At 59.3% G+C, this 23886-nt stretch carries 17 protein-coding genes, 5 pseudogenes and 1 riboswitch; of the genes and pseudogenes, 5 read left to right on the top strand and 17 right to left on the bottom strand.

The genetic code is table 11. The features are described 5' to 3' along the window. Positions 1–72 precede the first annotated feature (72 nt). The 3 genes from metE to NKI67_RS29530 all read right to left on the bottom strand — a co-directional run bounded on the left by metE (position 73) and on the right by NKI67_RS29530 (position 4860). Entirely contained in the window at positions 73–2418 is a 2346-nt protein-coding gene (metE, locus tag NKI67_RS29520) for a 5-methyltetrahydropteroyltriglutamate--homocysteine S-methyltransferase (protein WP_352648315.1), read from the bottom strand. A gap of 95 nt (positions 2419–2513) precedes the next feature. Then, positions 2514–2714: riboswitch (cobalamin riboswitch) on the bottom strand. Between the two features lie 222 nt (positions 2715–2936). Continuing rightward, positions 2937–3176: a hypothetical protein gene (locus NKI67_RS29525; RefSeq protein ID WP_352648318.1), complete on the bottom strand. Its 240-nt coding sequence runs from the start codon at positions 3174–3176 to the stop codon at positions 2937–2939. Positions 3177–3213: 37 nt separating this feature from the next. Then, entirely contained in the window at positions 3214–4860 is a 1647-nt protein-coding gene (locus NKI67_RS29530; RefSeq protein ID WP_352648345.1) for an MFS transporter, read from the bottom strand. A gap of 272 nt (positions 4861–5132) precedes the next feature. Here NKI67_RS29530 and NKI67_RS29535 point away from each other — a divergent pair, with 272 nt between their 5' ends. Next, entirely contained in the window at positions 5133–5807 is a 675-nt protein-coding gene (locus tag NKI67_RS29535) for a transposase (RefSeq protein WP_352648320.1), read from the top strand. Between the two features lie 32 nt (positions 5808–5839). Here NKI67_RS29535 and NKI67_RS29540 read toward each other — a convergent pair whose 3' ends face one another. The 10 genes and pseudogenes from NKI67_RS29540 to NKI67_RS29585 all read right to left on the bottom strand — a co-directional run bounded on the left by NKI67_RS29540 (position 5840) and on the right by NKI67_RS29585 (position 15707). Then, entirely contained in the window at positions 5840–6832 is a 993-nt protein-coding gene (locus NKI67_RS29540; RefSeq protein ID WP_352648322.1) for an adenosine kinase, read from the bottom strand. Positions 6833–6940: 108 nt separating this feature from the next. Then, positions 6941–8116 (bottom strand): methionine adenosyltransferase, encoded by a 1176-nt coding sequence (gene metK, locus NKI67_RS29545; protein ID WP_352648323.1) that lies wholly within the window; start codon positions 8114–8116, stop codon positions 6941–6943. A 108-nt stretch (positions 8117–8224) separates the two neighbouring features. Further along, positions 8225–9509: pseudogene (gene glyA, locus NKI67_RS29550) on the bottom strand (serine hydroxymethyltransferase). 897 nt (positions 9510–10406) lie between these two features. Next, positions 10407–10634 (bottom strand): hypothetical protein, encoded by a 228-nt coding sequence (locus NKI67_RS29555; protein WP_352648326.1) that lies wholly within the window; start codon positions 10632–10634, stop codon positions 10407–10409. Between the two features lie 156 nt (positions 10635–10790). Next, the gene (locus tag NKI67_RS29560) at positions 10791–11258 is read right to left on the bottom strand and encodes a hypothetical protein (RefSeq protein ID WP_352648329.1); all 468 of its coding nucleotides are present in this window, start codon (positions 11256–11258) and stop codon (positions 10791–10793) included. A gap of 231 nt (positions 11259–11489) precedes the next feature. Next, positions 11490–12230 (bottom strand): hypothetical protein, encoded by a 741-nt coding sequence (locus tag NKI67_RS29565; protein WP_352572135.1) that lies wholly within the window; start codon positions 12228–12230, stop codon positions 11490–11492. Between the two features lie 34 nt (positions 12231–12264). Next, on the bottom strand, positions 12265–12387 hold the full coding sequence (locus tag NKI67_RS29570; protein ID WP_023679689.1) for a hypothetical protein: 123 nt from the start codon (positions 12385–12387) through the stop codon (positions 12265–12267). 15 nt (positions 12388–12402) lie between these two features. Continuing rightward, positions 12403–13935, bottom strand: coding sequence for a Fic family protein (locus NKI67_RS29575; protein WP_023679690.1), 1533 nt, complete (start codon positions 13933–13935; stop codon positions 12403–12405). A gap of 402 nt (positions 13936–14337) precedes the next feature. After that, positions 14338–14547 (bottom strand): annotated as a pseudogene (locus tag NKI67_RS29580) (bifunctional hydroxymethylpyrimidine kinase/phosphomethylpyrimidine kinase); the annotation flags it as partial. 14 nt (positions 14548–14561) lie between these two features. After that, the gene (locus tag NKI67_RS29585; protein ID WP_023679692.1) at positions 14562–15707 is read right to left on the bottom strand and encodes a porin; all 1146 of its coding nucleotides are present in this window, start codon (positions 15705–15707) and stop codon (positions 14562–14564) included. Between the two features lie 1016 nt (positions 15708–16723). Between NKI67_RS29585 and hemN the strand changes: the two genes are divergently transcribed. After that, complete coding sequence (hemN, locus tag NKI67_RS29590) at positions 16724–18166, top strand: oxygen-independent coproporphyrinogen III oxidase (RefSeq protein ID WP_352644016.1); 1443 nt, start codon at positions 16724–16726, stop codon at positions 18164–18166. Between the two features lie 152 nt (positions 18167–18318). Then, the gene (locus NKI67_RS29595; RefSeq protein WP_084641664.1) at positions 18319–18702 is read left to right on the top strand and encodes an isopentenyl transferase family protein; all 384 of its coding nucleotides are present in this window, start codon (positions 18319–18321) and stop codon (positions 18700–18702) included. A 6-nt stretch (positions 18703–18708) separates the two neighbouring features. Here NKI67_RS29595 and NKI67_RS29600 read toward each other — a convergent pair. The 4 genes and pseudogenes from NKI67_RS29600 to NKI67_RS29615 all read right to left on the bottom strand — a co-directional run. After that, positions 18709–19250 (bottom strand): annotated as a pseudogene (locus NKI67_RS29600) (transposase); the annotation flags it as partial. A gap of 234 nt (positions 19251–19484) precedes the next feature. Next, positions 19485–19867 (bottom strand): annotated as a pseudogene (locus NKI67_RS29605) (PfkB family carbohydrate kinase); the annotation flags it as partial. A gap of 189 nt (positions 19868–20056) precedes the next feature. Next, the gene (locus NKI67_RS29610) at positions 20057–20248 is read right to left on the bottom strand and encodes a hypothetical protein (RefSeq protein ID WP_023679698.1); all 192 of its coding nucleotides are present in this window, start codon (positions 20246–20248) and stop codon (positions 20057–20059) included. 512 nt (positions 20249–20760) lie between these two features. After that, entirely contained in the window at positions 20761–21948 is a 1188-nt protein-coding gene (locus NKI67_RS29615) for a Fic family protein (protein ID WP_023679700.1), read from the bottom strand. A gap of 149 nt (positions 21949–22097) precedes the next feature. On the opposite strand from NKI67_RS29615, the gene NKI67_RS29620 reads away from it, so the two are divergent. After that, complete coding sequence (locus NKI67_RS29620) at positions 22098–22256, top strand: hypothetical protein (protein WP_023679701.1); 159 nt, start codon at positions 22098–22100, stop codon at positions 22254–22256. A 908-nt stretch (positions 22257–23164) separates the two neighbouring features. Then, positions 23165–23857, top strand: a pseudogene (locus tag NKI67_RS29625) (oxygen-independent coproporphyrinogen III oxidase); the annotation flags it as partial. Between the last annotated feature and the right edge of the window lie 29 nt (positions 23858–23886).

The following is a 23886-nucleotide window of genomic DNA, read 5'->3' on the forward strand; positions in this document are numbered from 1 at the left end:
TTGGCACATTCACGGCCGACGTGCGGCAGCCGGGGACTCACCACATGGTGAGCAACCAGGAAACCCTCCGGCCTACACTTTCTCCCGGAGCGCACGTGCTGCATCGACCATGTTCATGAGGGCAGGGCGGACCTCCTCCCATTTGCGTGTTTTGAGGCCACAGTCGGGGTTTACCCACAGTTGGGAATCCGACAGTCGCTCGCGGGCAAGCATGACGAGATCCGAAATCTCCCCGACTTCCGGGACACGTGGTGAGTGAATGTCGTAGACTCCGGGCCCGATTTCGTTCGGATATTTGGAACTCGTGAAGGCGTCCAGCAGTTCCATTTTCGAGCGCGACGTCTCAATCGAAATTACATCCGCATCCATTTCGGCGATCGCGTCGATGATCTCGTTGAACTCCGAATAGCACATGTGGGTATGGATTTGAGTCGTGTCCTTTACACCCGTTGAGGCGATCCGGAAGCATTCGACAGCCCAGTCGAGATAGTCTTTCCAGTCAGATTGGCGCAGTGGCAATCCTTCGCGAAACGCGGCCTCATCGATCTGGATCATCCTTGCGCCGGACCATTCGAGATCCGTCACTTCGTCGCGGATGGCAAGCGCGATCTGGCGGCATGCCTCGGAGCGGGGTACGTCGTCGCGAACAAAAGACCAGTTGAGAATGGTCACTGGGCCTGTGAGCATTCCCTTCACAGGGTATTCCGTAAGCGACTGGGCGAATTGCCACCAGCGCAGCGTCATCGGATTGGGCCTCGATACGTCGCCGAAGATGATGGGGGGGCGCACGTAACGCGACCCATAGCTCTGCACCCAGGCATGCTGGGTGAAGGCGAAGCCGGACAGCTGCTCGCCGAAATGCTGTACCATGTCGTTTCGTTCGAACTCACCGTGCACCAGCACGTCCAGCCCGATCTCTTCCTGCCAGCGAATTGCAGCCTCGATCTCCTTCTTCAGGAAGGTCTCGTAGTCGACATAGCTCAGCTGGCCCTTCGCATGAGCGGCCCGCGCCCTGCGTACCTGCGGCGTCTGCGGGAAGGATCCGATGGTCGTCGTCGGGAACGGCGGCAGCCCGAGCGTGCCGGCCTGGACTCTGGAGCGCTCGGCAAAAGCGCTCTCTCGTCGCTTCATGCTGTCGTCAATGCTGGCGATCCGCCCCTCAACAAGCGGGTCATGGATCTTCGTGGATGTCACGCGGGTGGCGGCAGCCTCGGCAGACGCTTTCAACGCGCCTGCCACCGCATCCCTGCCTTGGGACAGGGCCCGGGCCAGCAACACCAACTCGTCGGTCTTCTGGGCCGCGAAGGCGAGCCACGACCTGATGTCCGCGTCGAGTTCCGTCTCCATGCGCAGGTCAATCGGCACATGCAGCATCGAGCAAGAAGGCGCGATCTCGACGCGGTCCAAGGGCCAGCCGGCGACGATCGGTTTGATGCGGTCGAGAATGGCGGGCAGGTTCGCACGCCAGACGTTGCGGCCATCGATCAAGCCAAGCGAGAGCACCAGATCCTTCGGTGCGAGCCGACCCACCGTTTCCAGCTGCTGGGGAGCGCGCACGAGATCAATATGCAGCCCGGCCAGGGGCAGAGAAACCGCGGTTTCGAGATTGTCTCCCAGCGGCCCGAAATAGGTAGCCAGCATGATCTTCAGCTCGGGCGCGGCTTTCGACAGCTGGCCACAGGCGAATTCGAACGCAGCTCGTTCGTTCGGGTTCAGATCGAGGACAAGCGCTGGCTCATCGATCTGCACCCAGTCGGCTCCCGACAGCTTCAGCCTCTGCAGGAGTTGCTCGTAGACGGGCAGCAGCCGCGGCAGGAGCGCGATGGGATCGAATCCCTCGGCAGGCGATTTCGCCAGCTTGAGGAAGGTGACCGGTCCAAGGATGACTGGGCGTGTGTGAATGCCGAGGGCTTTAGCCTCGAGGAAGTAATCAACCGGCTTCGTCGACGAAAGAGCGAACGTTTGATCATCGTTTAGTTCCGGCACAATGTAGTGATAGTTGGTGTCAAACCACTTGGTCATTTCCATCGCGGTTACACCAGGCCGATGAGCCGCATGCTGGTGACCACCGTGCCCACAATCCTCCGTCTGACCTTGGTTGCCGCGCGCCATAGCGAAGTAGATGTCGAGTGGGACCTCGCCGCCATTCCAGGCGTAACGAGACGGAAGGGCGCCGACCATGGCTGCGGTGTCGAGCACATGGTCGTAAAGCGAGAAGTCGTTCGACGGGATTTTCGACACGCCGCGATCGTGCTGCTCTTCCCAGCTAGCGGCACGGAGCGCCTTCGCCGTCGTGAGAAGGTCGGCGGCGGAAGATTTTCCGGACCAGTAGCTTTCAAGCGCGAACTTCAGTTCTCGCCGACGACCGAAGCGCGGCACGCCGAGCGTTGCTACAGGAATTTGCTGAGAGACAGTCATGCCATACCCCGATGGTTGGGGCGTCGGTGACAAGGAAGGCGCTAGCAGGCCGGCAGGAACGCCAGGCTGCAGCGGCCACCGAGACACCCCGCCCGTGGACGTAATTTGCCGTGGCAGGTCTCCTGGCTCGCGGGGTCATAGCCTCTACCCGTCTTCCCAAGGCTATTCGCCTCAGTGACATGAGTGGGGTTGGCTTGCCGCTAACAGTTGCGGGGGCAGCGCCGGCATCGCACCGGCTTCCCTCTTAGCTCCGCTGCGGCAGCGCCGTACGGAGAACCACGACACGGGAGACAATCACAGCAGTTCGCTTCTTTGTCAACGCCGCATAAAGAAATGTTTATGTCGTTATGTTAAATTTCCGTTGGCATGTCCCCAAAGGTCGCCTCGAAAGCGAAAACTGTGGAAGCCTTGAGCGGCCGGTAAATCAAAGCAATGACGCACAGCGGTCCAGGAGGATAGGAGTTCGTCGGCTGCCGGCGGCAAACATACCGGCAAGTGCCGTGGTGCTGCTTCCCTCATCATGCGAACGCCACCTCGGCGTCGAACTTCGGCTCCGAAGGTTCCGACCGCTTCTTTGGTGATCTGCTCGCGACCACATTCGACTCAATGGCGAGGCTGTTGCCCATGTGGAAGGTGTTGGCCGTGATGCCCTCGGTGACACACAACACAACGATTTCGAGGGGAGCACCCGAGGCCCGGCGCAGCGGCGTGTTGCGGAGGATCGAGGCCGACGTCTCGAATGCTTGTTCGCAGCCCACCGGCTCAAGGTAACCCGGCTCAAACCACCGGGCCAGCTCAAGTCCTGTCCAAATGAGGCCTGAGCGGCAAATCGTCGTGCACGCGCACGGTTTGGCGTTCGATCTTGTGATGCGTCTTGGGCGGGCAATCGCCACGGTGCAGCGCTTCCAGGCGCGCAACGATTTCGGCGTCATCCTGGGTCTGCCTGTTGTTGTGGCGAACATACTCGACCCAGGTTGGCACATGATAGCACTCGGTCCATAGTTCGGGCTTTTCCAGGTCACGCAGCAACGCCCATTGTCTGGCGCCATCTCGCAGCCGGGCTTTTCGCCACGATGTCATCACACTGAGAAATTCTGGGACATCTCTCTGATCGATACGATAATCGACCATCACCATGATCGGACCGCTTCGTGGCCGAAGGTCAAGTTGCAGCGTCGGTTCGCTGAACTTGTTGGTCGGATCCAGATTGAGCGTTTCGAAATCCGGCTGACGCAGAACGATCCCAATCAGTCCACCAATCAGAAGAACCACGCTGGCGACGAGGAAGGCTCCCGAAACACCTTGGACATCCGCCAGTTCGCCCCAAAGCCAGCTTCCCGCCGCCATGCCGCCGTATGTGGCCGTCTGATAGAGAGACAGGGCGCGTCCAACCACCCACCGCGGCGCCGAAAGCTGCACTGTGACGTTAAACAGCGAGAATGATTGAATCCAGGCCGCACCGGCCGGCATGAGGAGGAGACAGCTCAGCCAAACGTGCTCACTCCATGCCAGAAAGAAGCAGCTGATCGCCAGTATAAAGAACGCACCGCGAATGACCCATTCGTTGGAGAGAACTTCTCGGACCCGCCCAATGAGGAGCGCGCCGCAAATCGCTCCCAGGCCGAAGAAGCCGAGCATCACGCCGTAGGTGACTGCGGTCCCTTTGATCTGTTCGCGAGCGACCAACGGCAGGAGAGCCAAAATGACAACGGCGGTGAGGCCGAAAATGAAACTCCGGCACATCACCTTGAGAAGGTTCGGCGACAAGAGCACGTAACGGAAGCCCGCCGCCATCGCACTGCCGAAAGCCTCCCGCGGCAGCGCTTGTCGTGCCCGTACCGCTTTCCACCGCAACAGCGCAGCGATCAGAGCGAAGTAGCAAAAGACGTTAAAGAGGAACGCGAAGGCCGCACCGGCTGTGGCCACGATTAGGCCGCCAATCGCCGGCCCGATGCTGCGCATGAGATTGTAGCTCATGCCGTTGAGCGCAACCGCGCTAGGCAGGTGTTCGCGAGGCAGGATATCCCCCATCGAGGCTTGCCAAGAGGGATCGTGCAATGCCCAACCACAGCCGATCAGGAAGGTGAGACCCAGAAGGATCCAGGGTGTCATTTCCCCCGCATAGGTCAGGAACGCCAGGAAGGCGGATACGCAGACCATCAGCAGTTGCGCAGTCAACATGATCCGGCGACGGTCAAAGTTGTCCGCGAGCGCTCCCGCCGCGAGGGAGAAGATCATGTATGGGAGGGTGGTCGATGACTGGACGAGCGCCACCATTCCATGGGAGGTGGCGATGCTGGTCATCAGCCAAGCCGCCGCCACACCTTCCACCAGGGTGCCAAGGTTCGAAACGAGTGCAGCCGACCATAGCGAACGGAAGGTCTTGTGCTGAAAAGGAACGAGTGAAGATGTTCTCTTCGCCGTTGTGGGAAGCTTCGGGATCGAGCGCGGGGCTGGATTTGGTTCGCCTCACTCAACCATGGCCTCGCCGTACAAGCCAAGCTGCCACAGTGGCGCGCCTGCTAACCCAGAAAACTTGGCGGCCTTACAGGCATGCGCAGGACGCGCGAAGCCGCTCAAATCTCCCCAGATGGGTCAGCCATCGAAGACCGGCATCACTTGCCCGTTGAGCGGCTATACGATAATGCTCCGCGCTAAGCAGGAACCGCCAAAAATTCGAGCGGCGACTTCATTCTCCTATTCAGGAAGGAACTATGAGGCGGCAGACGCGACCATTCACCGTGGAAGTCAAACAAAAGCGCAATTATCAAAAATCCGCACGTTCCATCTGGGGTAATTTCGACATCGCCGCGGCGATGGCCGAGACAACAAAGGAAGTCGAGCCGTTAAATCGTCAGCTTGTTGACTCTACTGTAGTGGCCCTTGATGCTGAACCTTTGCACAAACCGCGAGTGGAGCATTTCATGGCCAATCCCCTGGAAACCGAGTCAGCAGTAGTTCCTAGCGCACCGGCAGACAAAGCGGAAACGCCAAAACCGAAGACGAGAGCGCGGCGGTCGAGGAAGCCAGAAGCTGAGGCGAGCGCGCCTGCCCGCAAGGAGGGCGCCAAGCCGATATCCGCGACCACTGAAGCACCGCCGTCAGCGCGAACAGGCCGAAAGAGCTACTCCGCGAAGGATCGTGCCCAGAAACTGGCGCAGATCGAGACCTCGATCGGCGGCGGCGCTACTCTCAAGAGCGCGGTGAAGCAAGCCGGCATCTCGGAACAGACATATTATCTTTGGAAGAAGGCGGCGGCGCCGGCGGACAGTGACGGGCTGAAGGATCTCGTCGCGCTCGAGGAAGAAAACAAGCGGCTAAAGAGCCTGCTTGCCGATCGTCTCCGCAAGGAGAATGCGGAACTGAAGAAAAGGCTCGGGCTGGATTAAGGAGGGTGGGCAGCTGGTTCTTGGCTCGCCACCTACAGCAATCCCACCTGCTCCGCCTCTCGGCGCAGATTCTGCCGTGGCCTTGGGCCGATCTGCTGGATGACCAGCCCGGCTGCCAGCGAGCCGAGATCGCCGCACTGCTTCAGGCTGCGGCCTTGCGTGTAGCCGTAGAGGAAGCCGGCGGCGTAGAGGTCGCCGGCGCCTGTGGTGTCGACCAGCTCGCGGATCCTGGTCGCATTGATGGTCACGGTCTCGTCGCCGCGCACGATCACCGAGCCCTTTTCCGAGCGGGTGACGGCGGCGATCTTGCAATCCTTGCGGATCTGGGCCAGCGCCTCGTCGAACGACGCGGTCTGGTAGAGCGACTTGATCTCGTGGCTGTTGGCAAAGACGATGTCGACGGTGCCGGAGCGCATGAGATCGAGGAACTCGTCGCGGTAGCGGTCGACGCAGAACGAGTCCGACAATGTCATCGACACTTCGCGCCCGGCGGCGTGGGCGAGTTTCGCCGTTTGCCGGATCGCTTCCTTGGCGCGCGGCGGGTCCCACAGATAGCCCTCGAAATAGGTGACGGCCGCGCCCGACGCCTTGTCGGCCTCGACGTCCTCCGGGCCGAGCTCGACGCAGGCGCCGAGATAGGTGTTCATCGAGCGCTCGCCGTCCGGTGTGACGAAGATCATCGAGCGCGCCGTCGGTGGTTCGCCGTTGAGCGGCTTTGTGTCGAAGGCGACGCCCTGGGCATGGATGTCATGCGCATAGATTTCGCCGAGTGCGTCGTTGGAGACCTTGCCGAAGAAGGCGGCGCGGCCGCCGAAGCTGGCAATGCCCGCCGCCGTGTTGCCGGCGCTGCCGCCCGAAGCTTCGATGGCCGGGCCCATGCGGCTGTAGAGCAGTTCGGCGCGCCTCGTGTCGATCAAATTCATCGCGCCCTTGATGATGCCGTTCGTCTCCAGGAACGCCTCGTCGCACTGGGCGATGATGTCGACGATGGCATTTCCGATACAAAGCACGTCATAGTCCGGCATGAATGATGTCTCCGCCAAAAGCCCACCGGCTTTCTGGCATGCCGGCCGCGGGCGGGTCTGGCCAGTGGGAATGGGCTTTGCGCTTGCCAATCCGTTCGGCGCCAGCCCTCACGGGGCGGCAAGTCCTGCCTCGCGACGCAATTCGTCGGCCCTGTCTGTCTTCTCCCAGGTGAAATCAGGCTCTTCACGGCCGAAATGGCCATAGGTCGCGGTCTTGCGGTATATAGGGCGTAAGAGATCAAGCATCTTGATAATGCCCTTCGGTCTGAGATCGAACAACTCAAGAATGAGGCGCTCGATCCTTCTTTCCTCAACCCTCGCTGTTCCGAACGTGTTGACCATGACAGAAACCGGACTGGCCACGCCGATTGCGTAAGCAAGCTGCACCTCGCAGACGTCCGCAAGTCCGCTAGCGACGATATTCTTTGCGACATACCGGGCCGCATAGGCAGCTGAGCGGTCAACCTTGGACGGGTCCTTGCCCGAAAAGGCGCCGCCGCCGTGACGACCCATCCCACCATAGGAATCGACGATGATCTTGCGTCCAGTGAGACCGCAGTCGCCGCGCGGCCCGCCGACTACGAACCTCCCCGTCGGGTTGACCAGAATTCTGATGCCTTCCGTCTCCAGGTGGGTCGGCAGGACAGGCTTTATGATTTCCTCAATGACGCCCTCGCGGACCGTCTCTTGCGAGACCTGCTCGTCATGTTGGGTCGATACGACGATGGTATCCAGGGCGACCGGGCGCAACCCGTCATAGCGCACTGAGACTTGGGATTTCATGTCAGGACGCAACCAGCCAAGCTGTCGTGCTTTCCGGACATCTGCCTGTCGTTTCGTCAAGCGATGAGCGAGCTGGATCGGCAAAGGCATCAGAGTATCGGTTTCGCGGCATGCGTAGCCGAACATGAGGCCCTGATCTCCCGCTCCCTGTTGGAGGTCCTGCCCTCGTCCCTCGTCAACGCCCTGGCTGATGTCGGGCGATTGCTCGGTGAGTGCATGAACGACGGAGCAACGCCGGCCGTCAAAGCCGACGGCCTCATCGTCGTATCCAATATCCAGAATCGTATCGCGTGCAACTTGGCTATAATCCACCCGCGCATCGCTGGTAATCTCGCCAGCCAGAACGACCATCCCTGATTTTACCAACGCTTCACAGGCGACGCGCGCCTTGGGATCGGTGCGGAGGATGGCATCGAGGATGGCATCCGAGATGTTGTCGGCCAACTTATCCGGGTGTCCCGCGCCAACCGATTCGGAAGAGAACACGAACTGCCTAGCCATGAAATGCCTCGCTTCGGGTGTTGGAGTTGTATGGGGCATGTTGCTTAGCCCACCTTACCTGTCGGTGATGCCCGGGACCTCGAACGCAGCGCACAAGTCGGCAACGTCTCATCGCACGCAGGCATGGAGATCTTCGTCGTCTAGCTCGCCGGAGGACGGAGTCAATGAAGCCAGCAATTTGCACCGTTTCCACATCGCGCATGCCCATTGACGTCACTGCTGGCGCCCCCAGGCGAATTCCGCTTGTGACCGCAGGATGGCGCCGGTCGCCCGGCACCATATTAAAGCTCGTAATGATGCCTGCCTTCGCTAACCGCTTGGCATAGGCCTTGCCTGATACTGGTCGATCGCGAAGATCAAGGATCAGCATGTGATTGTCAGTGCGCCCGGTGACCAGGTCATAACCTCGGTCCAGAAGCGCCTGGGCCAGAGCCTTGGCATTTTTGACAATCTGTTGGCCGTAACTGCGGAAGGACGGGTCCGCGGCTTCCCGCAAAGCGACAGCTAGCGCCGCGATAACATTCATATGGGGGCCGCCTTGCAGTTGAGGGAAGACAGCGCGATCTATTCGTCTGGCGAGATTGTATTTGCCCTTCGAATGATACAGCGCTTGATAGCGATCTTCATTCCTTGACAAAATGAAGCCACCGCGGGGACCGCGGATCGACTTGTGAGACGTGCTGCTGACGACGTCGCAATGGGGTACGGGATTCAGATGCGCTCCAGCGACAATCAGGCCACTGATGTGCGCGATGTCGGCCACGAGGTAGGAGTTCGCCTCCAGAGCGATTTCTGCCATTGCCACGCAGTCAAAGATACGGGGATAAGCAGTACCGCCAGCCCAAATGAGCCGAGGCCATTCGCGTTTTGCTGTTTCGCGCAAACGGTCATAGTCAATTTGCTGCGTCTTTTCGTGCAGCCCATAGGGGACGCGCTTATAGTCTGTTCCGGAAAAATTGATGACCCAACCATGAGTGAGGTGGCCCCCTTCCGGAATTGGCAAACCCATCACCTTGTCACCGGGGCTTAAAAGCGCTCGATAGACAGCCTGATTGGCCGGCGAGCCGGAATAAGGCTGGACGTCGGCGTGTTCGCTGCCGAATAACGTGTTCAAGCGCTCAATGGCGAGGTTCTCAAGCTCATCGACGATCTCGTTTCCCGCGTAGTAGCGCGCAGCGGGGTACCTCTGGGCGTACTTGTTCATGAAAATCGAGCCGTTCGCTTCCAGCACGGCCGAGGACGCAAAGTTCTCTGAGGCGATGAGCTTAAGGGTCGTCCGCTCATGCCGCTCCTGTCTTAGAAGCAGTTCGTGAACGCGGCAATCAACCGCGGCCAAGGAAGACTGCCCGTAGGTGTCGGGCTGTGCGATCGCGCCGTCGGCGGAGTTGTCCATGGTAGCTTCGCGCTCCAATTGGATGACCTATTTCACGGTCAAGCATGCGGTCCCCTTCGGCCGCGTGTCTCGTACCGCTTCGAGCCGTTGAAGGTCTCGTTTGTGATAGCCATCGCCGTGGGGCAGGAGATCAACCAACAATTGAACCAGCCCGCCGTCCTTACCTCCTGTTTTGAGATTGTACGAGCACCACGGACGTTGTTCGTTGCAGTAAAGAAAGTCGGCTCTGGCCAGCAGCCGGACGTGTCGTACAACGTGCTCACGACGCAGACCCAGAATCTCCGCTAGCTGGCAGACAGTTAGGTCCGCGTGCGCGCAAAGGCCTAGAATTCGAAGGCGATCTAAATGCGCTGCCGTCCGTAGGCGACTGACCAGTGTCAGCATTGGTCACGACCAAGCCACTTGGAAAGCCTGGGCACTCGTCCTACTGAATTTGTCATTTCGCGTTCTCCACAGATGTTGCAGCTTTGGAACCAAATAATATGGTTGCTTGTCCACCGACCGGACAATCTCGGTGGCCGTGAAGATACTGTTTTGAGCCGATATGGCTGTGTCGAACAAACAAGATGGGCGCTCTTCTTGCCATTGCCTTTAGCCGAAATTGCACGCAGTTCGGCGGGTCGGAGAATAAGCCACGGTTCGGACCCCACTGACTCAAACGTTGCAATAAGCCTACCATTCACAGCGAACCGGAGTTGCTAAGAGTCTATGAATTTCCTTGAAGGAACTGTTGCAACGTTTGCGCAGCCCGGTCTTGCTCCCGGCTTGCACCGGTCAATCTCGTGCAGACTGACCGTGATGCAAAGATGACAAGGAAGGTTCGCTTTCAATCCGATCTTCTTCCTGGCCAAGTAGTTCGTAGTCTCATAACTGTGGCCTAGACAAAAGGAGGGCTAATCAGCGAGGTATGATGTCGTTAGCGTGGTTGGCCACCAGCAGGTCGACGCCAAGATCGATACGCGCAATTTCCCGCGCTACGAGAATGTCAGTGACTGCGCGCTCTTCCTCGGGCGGTCTGGCTGCGCCGTCTAGAATCTGAATGCGTCTCGCGCCGACCCGTTCAGCAATGAGCTGTTCGGCTTGCCGCATTGACGGCGAAGCAAGCTCAAGTACGTTTTCGCGCATCTCACGCGCCGCCTCGCCGACTTCCGCAAAACGCTTCTCGGCGAACTGCTCCTTAAAGAGCGCAGCGAGATCATCAAATGTTTGAACTTTGGTGGGCTTGGGTTTCGAGCAAAAATATCCAGTTGCCAGTCCAGGTTTATAGGCAAGGCTGTGCGCTTAGTCGTCTGGCAAGGGCCCAATATCCCCTGGTGAGACGAAAATGGACTGCCGTGCTACGATTGCTCTATTATAAGAGCGGTAAGAGCGGTCGAAATCGCTGATGTTTGCAATACAAGGAGCCGCATAGAAGACGTTTGACGGATAGCACGCCTCAAGCCGAAGAAGCAGTTCATGCTGACGCGACACATCCCTGCGCATCATCGCAATCCGAAAAAATGGTATCGACAAACCGGGACAATGTCCGCTCGCAATCTCAAAGGCAGTTCCTCGCTTCATCAGCTCCGGAAGCTTGTACTGGAAAAACAGCGGAACCCCTGGGAAATTGATGCGGATGTCAAAGCCAGAATGCCCCTCCTGTATGAGGTTTGGAAAGACCGGCGCGCCTACAGGTGCGGCTGACGATGACCGGATAAGGTTTTCGGTGAAGGCATACCCAAATGAGAACTCCATGTAGCCCACCTTCATTCAATACTGCTTTCGTGCTGAAGTTTATCCGGGCTCTTTGCCTGCAGCCGAGCAGACTCTATAACAAAAAAACTATGTATACTTGCGATAGTCTGAGTTGTCGATTCCTCGGATAGATATCTAAAGAGCTCACCCACTCTTCTGGCTGCTAGAATGGGAATGGGAAGCTTCTGGTTGATCTGGGTCGAGTTCCAGTTGATTTTGGTAAGCGAAAAAACCTCCTGCGCTATCTCAGCGATTCCCGGCCAGATCGCCGATAAGTTTCGGGCTTCGCGAACAGCGCCAGAGTGCGTAGCCGATATCTTCAACCGGGGCGGCGGCTTCTCCCTCGCCAGTGCCGAGCGCGATCACATGCGTTGCGCATTCGGCCAGCGCGCCGTCAAGGCGCCCCGCTTCCGTCGCGCTGCCGTAAAGGTCCAGGAACCACGCCAGCGAATAAGACCAGTCGGCAGGCAAGTCCTGCCCATTGTGATCCCTTGCGACGACGGCCACGACGGCGTTGCGGCCTTCGGGCGTGCGGGGCTCTATCCCAAGGATCGGGTATAATTTGGGTGTCGGCTGCTGAAGGATACGCGCCGGCACGAGCGACAGTGCTTTCTCCAGCGAGGGAGGAAAATCCTCCAGTTCTTCGGCCAGTTCGGCAGCTTCTCTCCTTCGTCCCTCGCGGCGCGCTTCTGCATATTCTGCCGCAACCACGGCAACGGTGCGCTGCGCCCGTTCAGCGGTGCTGGTGGCAATCAGCTCGGCCGGAATGTCACCATCCTTGATCGCCCAGTGCGTACGGTGCTGTTCGAACTGTTGAATGCCCAGCCGGTCCGCAATTCTCAACACCGCTGACCGGTCGAGAAAGGCATGTTTCGGATCGGGCTCGAAGGTGAAGGCCAGTTCGTGTCCGCGCCGAACGATATTGCGTATGCGGCTGTGCCGGACCACGCGCGCGTGCGGGCCTCCCGCCCCGACTTCGTACATCAACAGCGCCGGGATTTCCTCCAGCCGGCGCAATGTTTCAGGGCGCGAGGTCGATAGCCTCGGCCTCGGCGCCGCTAGATTCCTTGAACCGGTCAATGGTTGACGTGAACGGCGGCGTTTCCCACCACTCGCCGTGGCCCGAGACAAGCAAGTTAAACATGGCACACCACCGACCTCACGCCGCCTTCTCCATAGACCACTTCACCCGTTCGCCGAGAAAGGCGGCGAACGTTTTCACATTCATATTGCCGCTCGCCTCCTCCAGCCCTGCGAGGTAGGCCTTCCGGTCATCGACTCTGACGACTGTCCAGGGGTAACCGCCTGAAGCCAGCATCGCGTTCATGAGGAACCGCGCCATTCGTCCGTTGCCGTCCGGATAGGGGTGCACATAGCCCACAAGCCAATGCCCCAGCACGGCACGCACGGAGGCCTCCTTCTCCGCCTCCAGCAGGTCGAACAGCTCATTCATACCATCGGCCACCGCTTCGGTACGCGGCGGCACGTGCTGCGAGCCGCGCAGGTACACAGGGTGATTGCGATATCCCGCAAGCGCGCTGGCTTTGAGGATGCCGGCGGTCACTGACGGCGCGAACAGCTCCCGGTACCACTCCCGGTGAGTGTCCCGCGTCAACGCGCCGGCTGGCTTGCCGTTGATGATCGCGGCAACAGAGTCTTTGACCTTCTGGAATGCGAGGTAGTAGCCACGCGCGGCAAGCGCATCTCGGTTCTTGCGGTCCTCTTCATCAATCTCCGGATTCCAGCTCCCCTCGCGCACCCGGTCGATGAGTTCCGGGGTGACGCTGTACCCTTCTATCGACAGCGAATGGTAGGCGTCGCTTTCGTAGATATCCTCGACGAACTTCATATAGGCGTCTTTGTCGGACGGCAGTCCGGGTGCCTTCGGGAATATCTCGATGATGGCTTCGCGCTGCGATTGCCAGATCGCGCGCAGGCGGGCGACCAACGGCGGTACGCCCGCCGCAATAGTTGTCACTCCAATTTGTCCCGCGAACGGATCGGATTCGCGCACGTCATAGCCGGCGGCTTTGAAGGCGGCCACGATTTCATCGGCAAAGGAGTCGCGTCCTACGCGACGGAAGGCCCCCGCAAGCCGTCCCGCCACGGCGGAATGGCCGCCATCAAGCAGCAGGGCCAGAACGGTTGATACGTCGCGCACCGACGCCATGGCGATCTGCATCTCGATAGGGGCGCGCTGGAAGAACGCTTCCGGCACCCGGGTAAGGGCGGCCTCGACAGTGAACACGCGCTGGCCGTTTTTCTCTGTCAGTTCGGCCGGCATCTCCTTGACCTTGAGGTCATAGAGCGAAGTGCCGAACAGCAGGTCGATTTTGTTATTCGTGCCTTTGGGGGTGTTCACCACCACCTGAGGCGGAATAGTGGGCGCTTCCGCGTGCAGAAGCAGCGACTGCTCCGGTGAGAGGAACCAGTCCTTGCCGAACCGGTCATTGCAGTAAAGGGAGCAGAACTCCCAGAAGCTCGCGTACCAAGGGGTGGTGTCTTGCTGCCGTGCCTGCGGGCCGGTCGACATGAGCCAGCCTTTGATAACATCGCGCAGGAACCCGTTCTGCAGCAGCCGCTCCCGGTGGACGCGGGTCAGCTCATCTGATTTGAATATGCGCCGCCCACCCTCCTGCAGCTCTTTGAGGACGGCCAGTGATACAGCGAGTTTTTCATGGGGCTTGGCCATGGCCGTGCCTTTGCAAGTTTTTAGAGCTGTGCGACTCCAAGTATATAGTGCTGATAGGCGACAAGTCAATGATGCTGTGGAGTTGCAAGTTTTTTTAGTCGGGCGATAACAAGTTTTTTATGCGACAATCGGCAAATGCGATCGTTTCCATAGCCGCGCGAAGGATCGTTACCCGGATGGGCCGAGACCCAGCTCCCCCGCAGGCTACGCAGGGGCTCGGGGCGAGCCTAGAGCCTGGCCCTCCGAAGCGCTTCGAAGGAGGACGCGCCTCTTTGAAAAACTCGCCCGTTGTGCATCGTGGGTACCCGTAAACGCGAATTCTCAAAGGAAAGACGCTCCTTACCTCTCCCTCCCGCCACGATCATCACGGCCGCGCCCGCGCTCACTACGCCGCGACGCCCGCGAGATCGCTGCACGCATCTGATCGGCCACCAGACCGGGTTGCAGATGAAGGATGTCCGTGACGCTGTCGTGTGTTTGCACCGTCACCGCAGTGACGGCAAGGCAGCTGCGCACGCCCATGGAGGAGAGCGTCTCGATATCGCGCGCGATTCCGGCACCCCCACTGGAGTCCGATCCGCCGACGACAAGTACATGCGATGCCTGCCTCAGCGCCCTTTCATCCGTTAGAATGAGCGTTCGAAACGCAGCATTCCGCCGACACTGCTCTTCTTGTTGGCGTTGGTCCAATTCATGTTGGAAGCGCCGTCCACCTTGCCGACGGCGAAGTTACCGTATCGGCCATAGTCGAGTTCCGCCGTAACTGTGAAATCTGGAAGAAACGCATACGCGACGTTTGCAGCGACACCATGGTTCTTGAGCTGATTACCGGAGAGCTGAAGGTTGAACGAAGTTGTCTCGTTGAGTTTGTAAGTGGCGCCAGCCCAGAAAGCCCAGTTCCCGCCCCAACTCTTATAGAAGCCGCGACCATGAGCGTCGATGGCGTTCGTGGAGTCGTCGTTGAGCTTGCCGTTGGAACCGTAGCCGAGCATTCCGAACAGCAACAGTTCGTTGGTGACATTGATGTCGACACGGACCTTGGCGGCCACCGATTCGTAGTTGCTATCATAAGCGGCAACGCCGGTGATCGCGCCCCAGCCATGTGTGTATTTCAAGCCGCCGACTACGTGCGGTGCGTAGCTGTCGATTGTGCCGACCACGCCCGAGCCTTCTTCGAGCGAAACCACGGCCGAAAAGCCGTTCCCGGCGTCGAAGTAGTACTGAACCACATTGGTATCGAAAGAGCCGTACGGAACCGGCGTCTGGTTGAGTACGTCACCCGCGCCGCCAATAAACATGTCGAAGGCCGACCAGTCCTTACCAACTCGGAGGCCACCAAGCTGAATCCAGGCGAAAGTCAAGGTGCTGTCTCCGTTGAAGGCATAGGACCGAGAACTGTCCGAAACCGAAGTGTGGCGGTTGCCGAAGTTCATGCGGGTTTCGGTGTAGGTCTTCAACGTGCCGAGTTCGGTCTCCTGGCCGGTCCAAGTTTTCAATGTGAAGCGCGTGTTGTTTTGCCATGTGCCCTGATGCTCACCAGTCCTCACATCCGAGGTTCTTGCGTGATCAAACAATCCGACGTTGTAACGGACAGAGCCGCCGATTCGCAGGCAGGTCTCGGTGCCTGAAATGTAGACGTAGCCCGAGCCGTAGACGTTGCAGATCTTGACGTACTCAGTCGGGTCAGGCTCGGCGGCGGTGGTGACGGCGCGAGCGTTGGAAACGGCAATCAGTGCCGCAGTTGAGCCGAGGAGGAGGCTCCTAATGGTCATTGTCGATCTCCGCTTTAATAATAAAGTGATGGACACGAGTGATTCTGAGAACAACTTTGAAACGCGCGCAGTTGTGCTGGGCCGTCAGCTAAGCCCTGAAGGAAGGACCAGAATGTACTCTGGTCATTGTTGTAAAATATTTGGTTTTAGCTGCCGATAACGTAATTATCGCCGAAATGGAGGTGTGCAAAGTTTTGTACAATCATCACAGTCAACTCAGCTGGTAGAGGTAGGCGTCACAAACGGTCCTGCATTCGACCGCAAATGACGTGCCAGCCTGACGACCAGCTGCGGCTTGAAGCTCAATTGTGCGGGCGGACCTTGGTTCGCACTTCCTTGTTTTTGCCTTGCGGATCCACCCAAGCACGAACGGAAAACGTTTCGGCTACGGTTCGACTGTTCGCTTCGCGACAGTTTCGTTCATGGGGAGAGCATTGTTTGTGGTGAGCCCGACGTTGAGGCATCATGCGGCGGGACCGCTCGGCACGACGCCGTCATTTTGGCGAGCTGATGGTCGACAACTACGCGCTGCAGCCTTGCATCAAAGCCAGTAGGGCGCCTGCCTTGGCATTGCGGCGGACAGGACTGTCGCGCCGAGCAGGTTCTCGTCCTGAAAGCGGCGCGCCACAGCTAATGCATCTTGCCAGCAATTCAAACAACGAGCTCATCGACATGGCAGAGTTCACTAAGGGGGCCGGCACTATCTGGCGAGCAAAATCTGGTCCCAAGCCCGTATGTCTCGCCCATTGCGGCAGCTGCGCTCAGTAGAATCTCCGAGGCGCAGGTGAAGGGAAGGGATGGGATAGTCGAACAAAAGGGGCGCGTGAGGGTCTGACGGATCACCATCATCAGTCGGTGACCAGGTGCTCAGACCATCGCTGTCCAGCCTAAGACTGAACGGCGCCCATTGCTAAAAAGATCTAGATTCGAGCCCAAACGGAACGGACTGACATAGCGCAAGGACCCAGGCGGGCGCGGTGGGTAGGGTTGGTTGTTATCAGTATGGGATTGTGCCTTTGCAGACCACGAAATTTCGAGAGGCCCGGCTGCCTTGGTACACTATCTATCCGGCTGTGTCGGAGTTCTCCGGGGCGGTCGGCGCCGAGGCTTATGAGGCATGGCTCAGGAACCTGCCGGCTGAGGATCCGGTGTCACTCTATCTGCACGTTCCGTTCTGCCGATCAGCCTGCTGGTATTGCGGCTTCCCAACCACCATCACCCGCCATGATGCGCCCATCCTCAACTATCTGGCGGCGCTGCGTGACGAGATCCGTCTGGTTTGCGAGCGAGTGCCGAAGACGCTGCCCGTGAGCGACATACATTTCGGCGGCGGAACGCCGTCTCTCATCGGACCAGCCGAGTTCCTCGCTCTGATGGAGTTCCTGCGATGCCGCTTCGCCATCTCGAAAACAGCTACGGTCGCCATCGAGATCGATCCACGCACGCTCACGCCCGAGATGGCGGAAGGCTTGGGAGCGGCCGGCGTGAACCGCGCGAGCCTGGGCGTACAGAGCTTCGATCCCATTGTTCAAAAAGCGATCAACCGAATCCAGAGCGAGGCCCAGACGTCGGCTGCCGTGGAAATGCTGCGCCGGCATGGAGTAAACCGGATCAACTTCGACCTCATCTACGGCCTGCCGCGTCAAACGGTGGAGTCGTGCGTCGAGACGGCGAGGGCAGCGGTCGCCATGCGCCCCGACCGGCTTGCCTTGTTCGGCTACTCGCATATCCCATCCCAAATAAAGAACCAGCGCCTCATCGAGGCGGAATTTCTTCCCCACAGCGCTGCCCGCGCTGAACAGCATGCGGCTGTCGCCGTGACGCTGGTTGCCGCCGGCTACCGAGAGATCGGGCTCGACCATTTCGCCTTGCCGCACGACGAGCTCGCGCTGGCACAGGAAACAGGTCGCTTGCGACGTAACTCGTTGGGCTACTCTGCCGATACCTGCAGAACCCTGATCGGTTTCGGCGCGTCGGCTATCGGCCGCATCGGCCAGGGGTACGTTCAAAACGAAGTTACACGGGATTTCTACATCCGGCACATCGCAGCTGGCCGACTGGCGACATCGAAGGGCCATCGCCTCACAGACGACGACCGCCTGCGAGCCGCAATCATCGAGCGATTAATGTGCGATTTCGAGGCTGACGTGCCGGCAATCTGTGTCGCCCACGGATCTGATCCGATCCGTCTTCGCGGTTCAGATGAGCGTTTGGCGATGCTGGCCAAGGACGGAATAGTGGACTTCGAAAACGGTTTTGTCCGCGTACGGCGGGAGCATCGCTTTGGGGTTCGCGCTGTCGCTGCCGCATTCGATGCTTTTAGGGATGGCCTTACGTATCCCGCAGGTGAGGGCAAGCACACAACACGGAAGCTAACACAGGGAGTATCTTTTGCCGGAGAGAACGAGTTGCCATCGTGCGGTGCCCGGTTAGTGAAGCGCCGTAAAATGTCGACATAGGCGAGGTGAACTGGACCGAACGACGAGAACAGCCTATCCAGTTTCTTGTCGGCAGTTAGTTCGAAAAACAAGGGCTTCTAAGCGGTAAACACATGCTAATCCATTTGATTTACGGGCCGACCTGCAGCGGCAAGACAGACGTTTCAATTTAAATTGCACGAGAGACCGGACGGCCGGTCATTGCGTTGGATCGTGTACAATGCTGTCCTCAAATCGCTACGGGCAGCGAGCGTGCCTCGGATTCCGAACTGCAATCTACCCAGCGGGTTTACTTGGATACGCCCCCTAACCGCGGGCACATCCACGCCGTGACTACCCGTCGTAAGCTGATCATGCACGTGGATGAGCTTAGATCTCAGCCTGGGCTCACTCGCAGCCGGCTCGATCTCCCTTCTCAATTCACATGGCGCGAGTCAGCATCGGGCTGGCGCTTTCAGTGGCATGTAAGGCGGTGGCGGCTCGGCAACTCCGATGCCTTTGTAGAGAGAGCAAAGCGGGTTGTGTGCGTCAAGTTCTGCAAAATGGGGCGGCCATGATGCTGGTCATGCGGCTTGGCGCAGAGCGAGCTTCTTGTGCTCGCGCAGGTCGTCCATGTTGATGTATCGGTTGGCCTCCATCCAGTTTTCATTGGTCTCGACGGCCAAGGCCCTGACCAGGCGCAGGCAGCTTTCGGTATTGGGGAAGATGCGCACGACATAGGTGCGCCGGCGGATTTCCTCGTTGAGCCGCTCCGGCGTGTTGGTGGATTTGAGATGCTTGTGGTGCTGTCTCGGCAGCCTGAAGAAGGTCAGGGTTTGTTCGATGGCATCCTCGGCCCAGCCTGTCAGACCGGATAGCGGGCCGACCATTTGGCAAGCCATGCGGCAAGATCAGCCCTGGCCTCTGCGAGATCGCGCCGGTCGTAGAGCCAGCGCAATTCCTGCAGGCAGTCGTCGCCGTGCTTCCTCGGCAGATGATCGAGCGCGTTCCTGAGGAAGTGCACGTAGCAGCGTTGCCAGGCGGCTTCGGGGATCACCTCGCCGATCGCTGCCACCAGGCCGGCATGATCGTCGGACACGTCCAACCCGATGCCCTTGCTTTGACGGCAGCGCTGGCGGTCTTAACTTCAGTCTTGGTCATGGTGGCGTTCCTTCGCGGGAATCAGGTGACGTGAACAATCACCAGCCTGCCATGACCGCCCCCTCTCAGCGAATTTGCAGAACTCTCAGCACACTACCCCGACGTACTCACCCGGATAGTCCCGGCGATCCAGACGACCTGCTGCTGCCGTGCCGGAGCGGATCAGCTCGACGAACTCGTCGCGGTAGGGGTCGACTCAAAACGAATACGACAGCGTCATCGACACTTCGCGCCCAGCGGCATGCGCCAGCCGCGCGGTCTGCCGGATCGCTTGCTTGGCGCGCGGCGGGTCCCCCAGATAGCCCTCGAAATAAGTGACCTTGGTGCCCGAAGCCTTGTCCCGTTCGACATCGTCGGGGCCGAGTTCGAAGCAGGCGCCGAGATAAGCGCTCGCCATCGGGCGTGATGAAGATCATCGAGCATGCCGTCGGTGGTTGTCCCACTAGCGGTTCGGTGTCGAAGGCGACGCCCTGGGCGTGGATGTCGTGGGCGTAGATCTCGCCGAGAGGTCGTTCCACACCTGCCGAAGAAGGCGGCGCGCCCGCCGAAGCTGCCTACGCCGGCGGCGGTGTTGCCGGCGCTGCATTGCCGATGCAAAGAACGTCATAGTCCGGCGTCAATGTCTCCGCTTGGGAATCCGCCGGCCTTCTTACCACGCCGGCCGGCGCGGGTCTGGCAAGTGGGCTTTCCTTTTGCCAATGCGTTCTCCCGGCCCTCACGGGGCGGCGAGTCCCTGCCACCTGAGGCTACATGGCAGCCGTGGAGATGACCTCAGCAGCGGCGCCCGATCGGAAACCTTAGCACCTCCGCGCTTTGGCGTGGCTGCTTGAACTCTTCGACGGCAACCGCCTCAATTAGCAGATCCAAGGCTTCGCGGCCCCTTTGACTCATCGGGTCATCCCCACAAAGGTAGTCATACGCTCGATCTAAATGCCCTCGGGCGGCGGAAAAATCGCTTGTCATATCATAGGACCCTCTCTATCCGCCCGCATTGCCGTTTACGAGGTGAAGGTAGTGCAATCGTCAATATATACAGACAAATTTGAATTAAATCGGTGATGATCATAGAGGTCGAGTCCCCGACCTGATAGCGCCATCGAGCCCGCCGACGACCACTCGCTGGCGCTCACGGGCGCGGCGCTGAGTGGCCTGCCGCACATGCACAAGTCCTTCAACCTGCCGCCGCTTCCCGTCATATTCGCGGCGCGGCCATTTCACTATCTGGATGGTCTGCCGGCCGGCGGACAACGCGCCTGGCCCAGGAACTCGACGCCCTGATCCGCTCGCCGAGCCGATCATGGGCGCCGGCGGCATGCTGGTGCCACAGGAGGATTATTTTCCAAAGGTTCAGGCGGTGCTGCGCAAACACGACATCCTCATGCTGTCGACGAGGTGGTCTGCGGCTTCGGGCGATCCGGCGACAATCTTTCCGGTTCCGAGGAGAAGTGGCTTAAGATCGTGAGCGCCCTATGCTTTTAGGTTTCCGGAAAAAGCTTCGGAAACAGCGCGTCCAGAGCGTCCGCCGGAAAGCGTAGGGACACTGGGCCCTTTGGCGTTTCCGACGCCAATAGTCCGAGCGCGATTACGTCATTGAACAGTCGACGCGCCGTACGTTCGGGTAGTCCGCTAATACGGGATGCCTCGCCGCGGTCAAACTCACCGCGCGTGAGCGCTTCCTCCACGAGGCGGCCTGCTTCGGGCTTCAGACCACTGCGCTCCACATGGCGATACAGCCGCTTGGCCAACGTGTCGAGATCGAACAATCCGGTCATGAAGCTCACCTGATCGATACACGCCTGCAGGAACCATAAGGTAAAATCGCCGAGCGCGCGTTCGGAGAGGTTGCCACGTCCGTCGAGATCACCCTGGCGGGGCATATCGGCATGATCCATCATGCTCTTGTAATCCATTCGGCTTTTCACGCCACGTGCCAAGCCTCGTGAGATCGACCACAGCCCGTGCGCGGCGATCCCGGCCTGATGGGCCATGGCGTGGCTCATCAATCGGCTGACGCGTCCGTTGCCGTCCGGAAACGGGTGAATGTAGTTGAAGCGGTGATGCGCGGCAGGAATGGTCAGGATGCGTCCGGCCTTGCCCAGCTTATCGAAGCGATAACGCATGGCAAAGTATTGCATGAAATCGTTGACGCGATCGCTCGAAGGCGGTTCATGCCGGCCGATGGCGACGTCATGCTCTGGCTTCGATCGCCACTCACCTGGCGCCATGACGAACTCACGGCCGGCACCCTTGATGGTCAGCATGGGCGCTTCGGCATCGCGATAGAATTCCGCGTGCAGCCATCGAAGAAAACCTACCGATGCTGGTTCCGGCAACTGCCCATCGGCAGCCAGGCGGTCGATCTCGGCTTGCAGGCGAACGTGCGCGGCCGCCTCGAGCTGCAGATTGCGGCGGTTCTCGTCTCGATCGAAGTTTCCGACCAGCGCCCGTTCGATGTCGCGCGGGCGCGTATCGTGGCCTTCGATCAAGTTGCTGTAGTAGGTGTTCATGATGCGCACGAGATCGGCTAGGTTGGCTGCGGTACGCGAGTGCAGGCTTTTGCCCAAAACAGCCGACGTCGCCGACAGCTCTACCAGCGCATCCGAGATAGTTTCGGATACATCGGGTAGGCGTGCCGGTTCGATGCGCTGTACGCTCTCTTCCATATTGGCCGATCTTGGGTTCCGCCAAATGCGCGATTATAAACATAAATTTTCAGTTGACCAGATTGTTTGGCCGATCTTCTGGCCGATCGTCGGCATGCGGACTTGCGGGCCTCGGCACTGCCACCGCTGCCAGGCTTGGACACAAATCGATGCTGCCGATGATGATCATGGCCGATGTTCGGCAGGCCTATCGCACTGACAACTATGCACAAACCGTAATTGGGGGAGCCATCTGGCCGATGCTTTGGCCGATCTATGACGATCGGCCGGACTCAGACAGGTTCGAGGTGGAAAACAGGCAGCTTTAAACATGGTTCTGCCTCGGCCAGCGCAAGATTCGCCTGGAGCTTCGCTTATGCTGTGTGAGCTTGTTCTCTCGCGCCCGAATTCCCCATGGATGGCCCAAAAGCAGGCGATCCATTTGTCATTTTTAAGTGCGTCGGACTGCCAGTTGATCGCGTTCTGACCCGACTGGGAGTTCAAGTTTGACCTGAAACTGACCGGGTGCTGGATGGCAGGCTTCATCCCCACCGGTCTGATATGAAACAACGTCCGGCCCCGAGGCTAGGCTACAATCTCGTATGGCTTCTATGCGCCGTTCTCTTGGAGCGTGTTGCGGGCTTGGTCTGCTCAACCTCGGAGCTCAACGCTTCACGGCGTTAGGATGAGCGTTCGAGGCGCAGGATTACTGCCGACACTGCTCTTCTTGTTCGCATTGGGCAGTTCCCGTTGGAAGCTTCCATCTTGCCGACTGCTGAGTTTGGAGTCGCCGTAGCTGTGAAATCGAAAAGAAGCCCATAGGCAACGTTTGCCGCGACGCTACTGAGAGCTGGTCACCGGGAGAGGCGAAGGTAGAACGAAGTTGTCTCGTTGAGCTTGTATGTGGCGCCAGCATAGAGGGCCCAGTTCCCACCCCAAGGCTTATACAAACCGCCACCGTTAGCGCCGATCGCGTTCATGGCCTCGTCCTTTTGGCAGAGATCACCACGGTCGCTAGCTGGCGAGCAAAGTCCGTCCCAGCGCTGCATTATCTCGTCGGATCCGGCAAGCTGGCAGAATTTCCCAGGCGGAGCTGACGGGGAGGGATGGTGGGAATAAAACGGTGCGCGTGAGGTCTCGGCGGGAACAGCCAAGACATCTAAGCGGAACGGACTGGCATAACGCAAAGACACAGGCGAGCTCAGCGGCAACGTGGTTTGTTATCACCATGGGACGCCTGCCGCGTCAAACGGTGGAGTCGTGCGTCGAGACGGCGAGGGCAGCGGTCGCCATGCGCCCCGACTGGCTTGCCTTGTTCGGCTACTCGCATATCCCATCCCAAATAAAGAACCAGCGCCTCATCGAGGCGGAATTTCTTCCCGACAGCGCTGCCCGCGCTGAACAGTATGCGGCTGTCGCCGTGACGCTGATTGCCGCCGGCTACCGACAGATCGGGCTCGACCATTTCGCCTTGCCGGACGACGAGCTCGCGCTGGCACAGGAAACAGGTCGCCTGCGACGTAACTCGTTGGGCTACTCTGCCGATACCTGCAGAACCCTGATCGGTTTCGGCGCGTCGGCTATCGGCCGCATCGGCCAGGGGTACGTTCAAAACGAAGTTACACGGGATTTCTACATCCGGCACATCGCAGCTGGCCGACTGGCGACATCGAAGGGCCATCGCCTCACAGACGACGACCGCCTGCGAGCCGCAATCATCGAGCGATTAATGTGCGATTTCGAGGCTGACGTGCCGGCAATCTGTGTCGCCCACGGATCTGATCCGATCCGTCTTCGCGGTTCAGATGAGCGTTTGGCGATGCTGGCCAAGGACGGAATAGTGGACTTCGAAAACGGTTTTGTCCGCGTACGGCGGGAGCATCGCTTTGGGGTTCGCGCTGTCGCTGCCGCATTCGATGCTTTTAGGGATGGCCTTACGTATCCCGCAGGTGAGGGCAA

This window comes from Mesorhizobium sp. M0408 (assembly GCF_040321495.1).
Classification (GTDB): Bacteria; Pseudomonadota; Alphaproteobacteria; order Rhizobiales; family Rhizobiaceae; genus Mesorhizobium.

Bases quoted from the DNA above. Each gene is read 5' to 3' on its own strand.
- NKI67_RS29575 (WP_023679690.1), bottom strand. From the start codon at position 13,935: ATGGCCAAGCCCCATGAAAAACTCGCTGTATCACTGGCCGTCCTCAAA.
- NKI67_RS29535 (WP_352648320.1), top strand. From the start codon at position 5,133: ATGAGGCGGCAGACGCGACCATTCACCGTGGAAGTCAAACAAAAGCGC.
- NKI67_RS29585 (WP_023679692.1), bottom strand. From the start codon at position 15,707: ATGACCATTAGGAGCCTCCTCCTCGGCTCAACTGCGGCACTGATTGCC.
- NKI67_RS29610 (WP_023679698.1), bottom strand. From the start codon at position 20,248: ATGACAAGCGATTTTTCCGCCGCCCGAGGGCATTTAGATCGAGCGTAT.
- NKI67_RS29620 (WP_023679701.1), top strand. From the start codon at position 22,098: ATGCTGCCGATGATGATCATGGCCGATGTTCGGCAGGCCTATCGCACT.
- NKI67_RS29615 (WP_023679700.1), bottom strand. From the start codon at position 21,948: ATGGAAGAGAGCGTACAGCGCATCGAACCGGCACGCCTACCCGATGTA.
- metE (WP_352648315.1), bottom strand. From the start codon at position 2,418: ATGACTGTCTCTCAGCAAATTCCTGTAGCAACGCTCGGCGTGCCGCGC.
- NKI67_RS29570 (WP_023679689.1), bottom strand. From the start codon at position 12,387: ATGTTTAACTTGCTTGTCTCGGGCCACGGCGAGTGGTGGGAAACGCCG.
- NKI67_RS29560 (WP_352648329.1), bottom strand. From the start codon at position 11,258: ATGAAGGTGGGCTACATGGAGTTCTCATTTGGGTATGCCTTCACCGAA.
- NKI67_RS29540 (WP_352648322.1), bottom strand. From the start codon at position 6,832: ATGCCGGACTATGACGTGCTTTGTATCGGAAATGCCATCGTCGACATC.
- NKI67_RS29555 (WP_352648326.1), bottom strand. From the start codon at position 10,634: ATGCGCGAAAACGTACTTGAGCTTGCTTCGCCGTCAATGCGGCAAGCC.
- metK (WP_352648323.1), bottom strand. From the start codon at position 8,116: ATGGCTAGGCAGTTCGTGTTCTCTTCCGAATCGGTTGGCGCGGGACAC.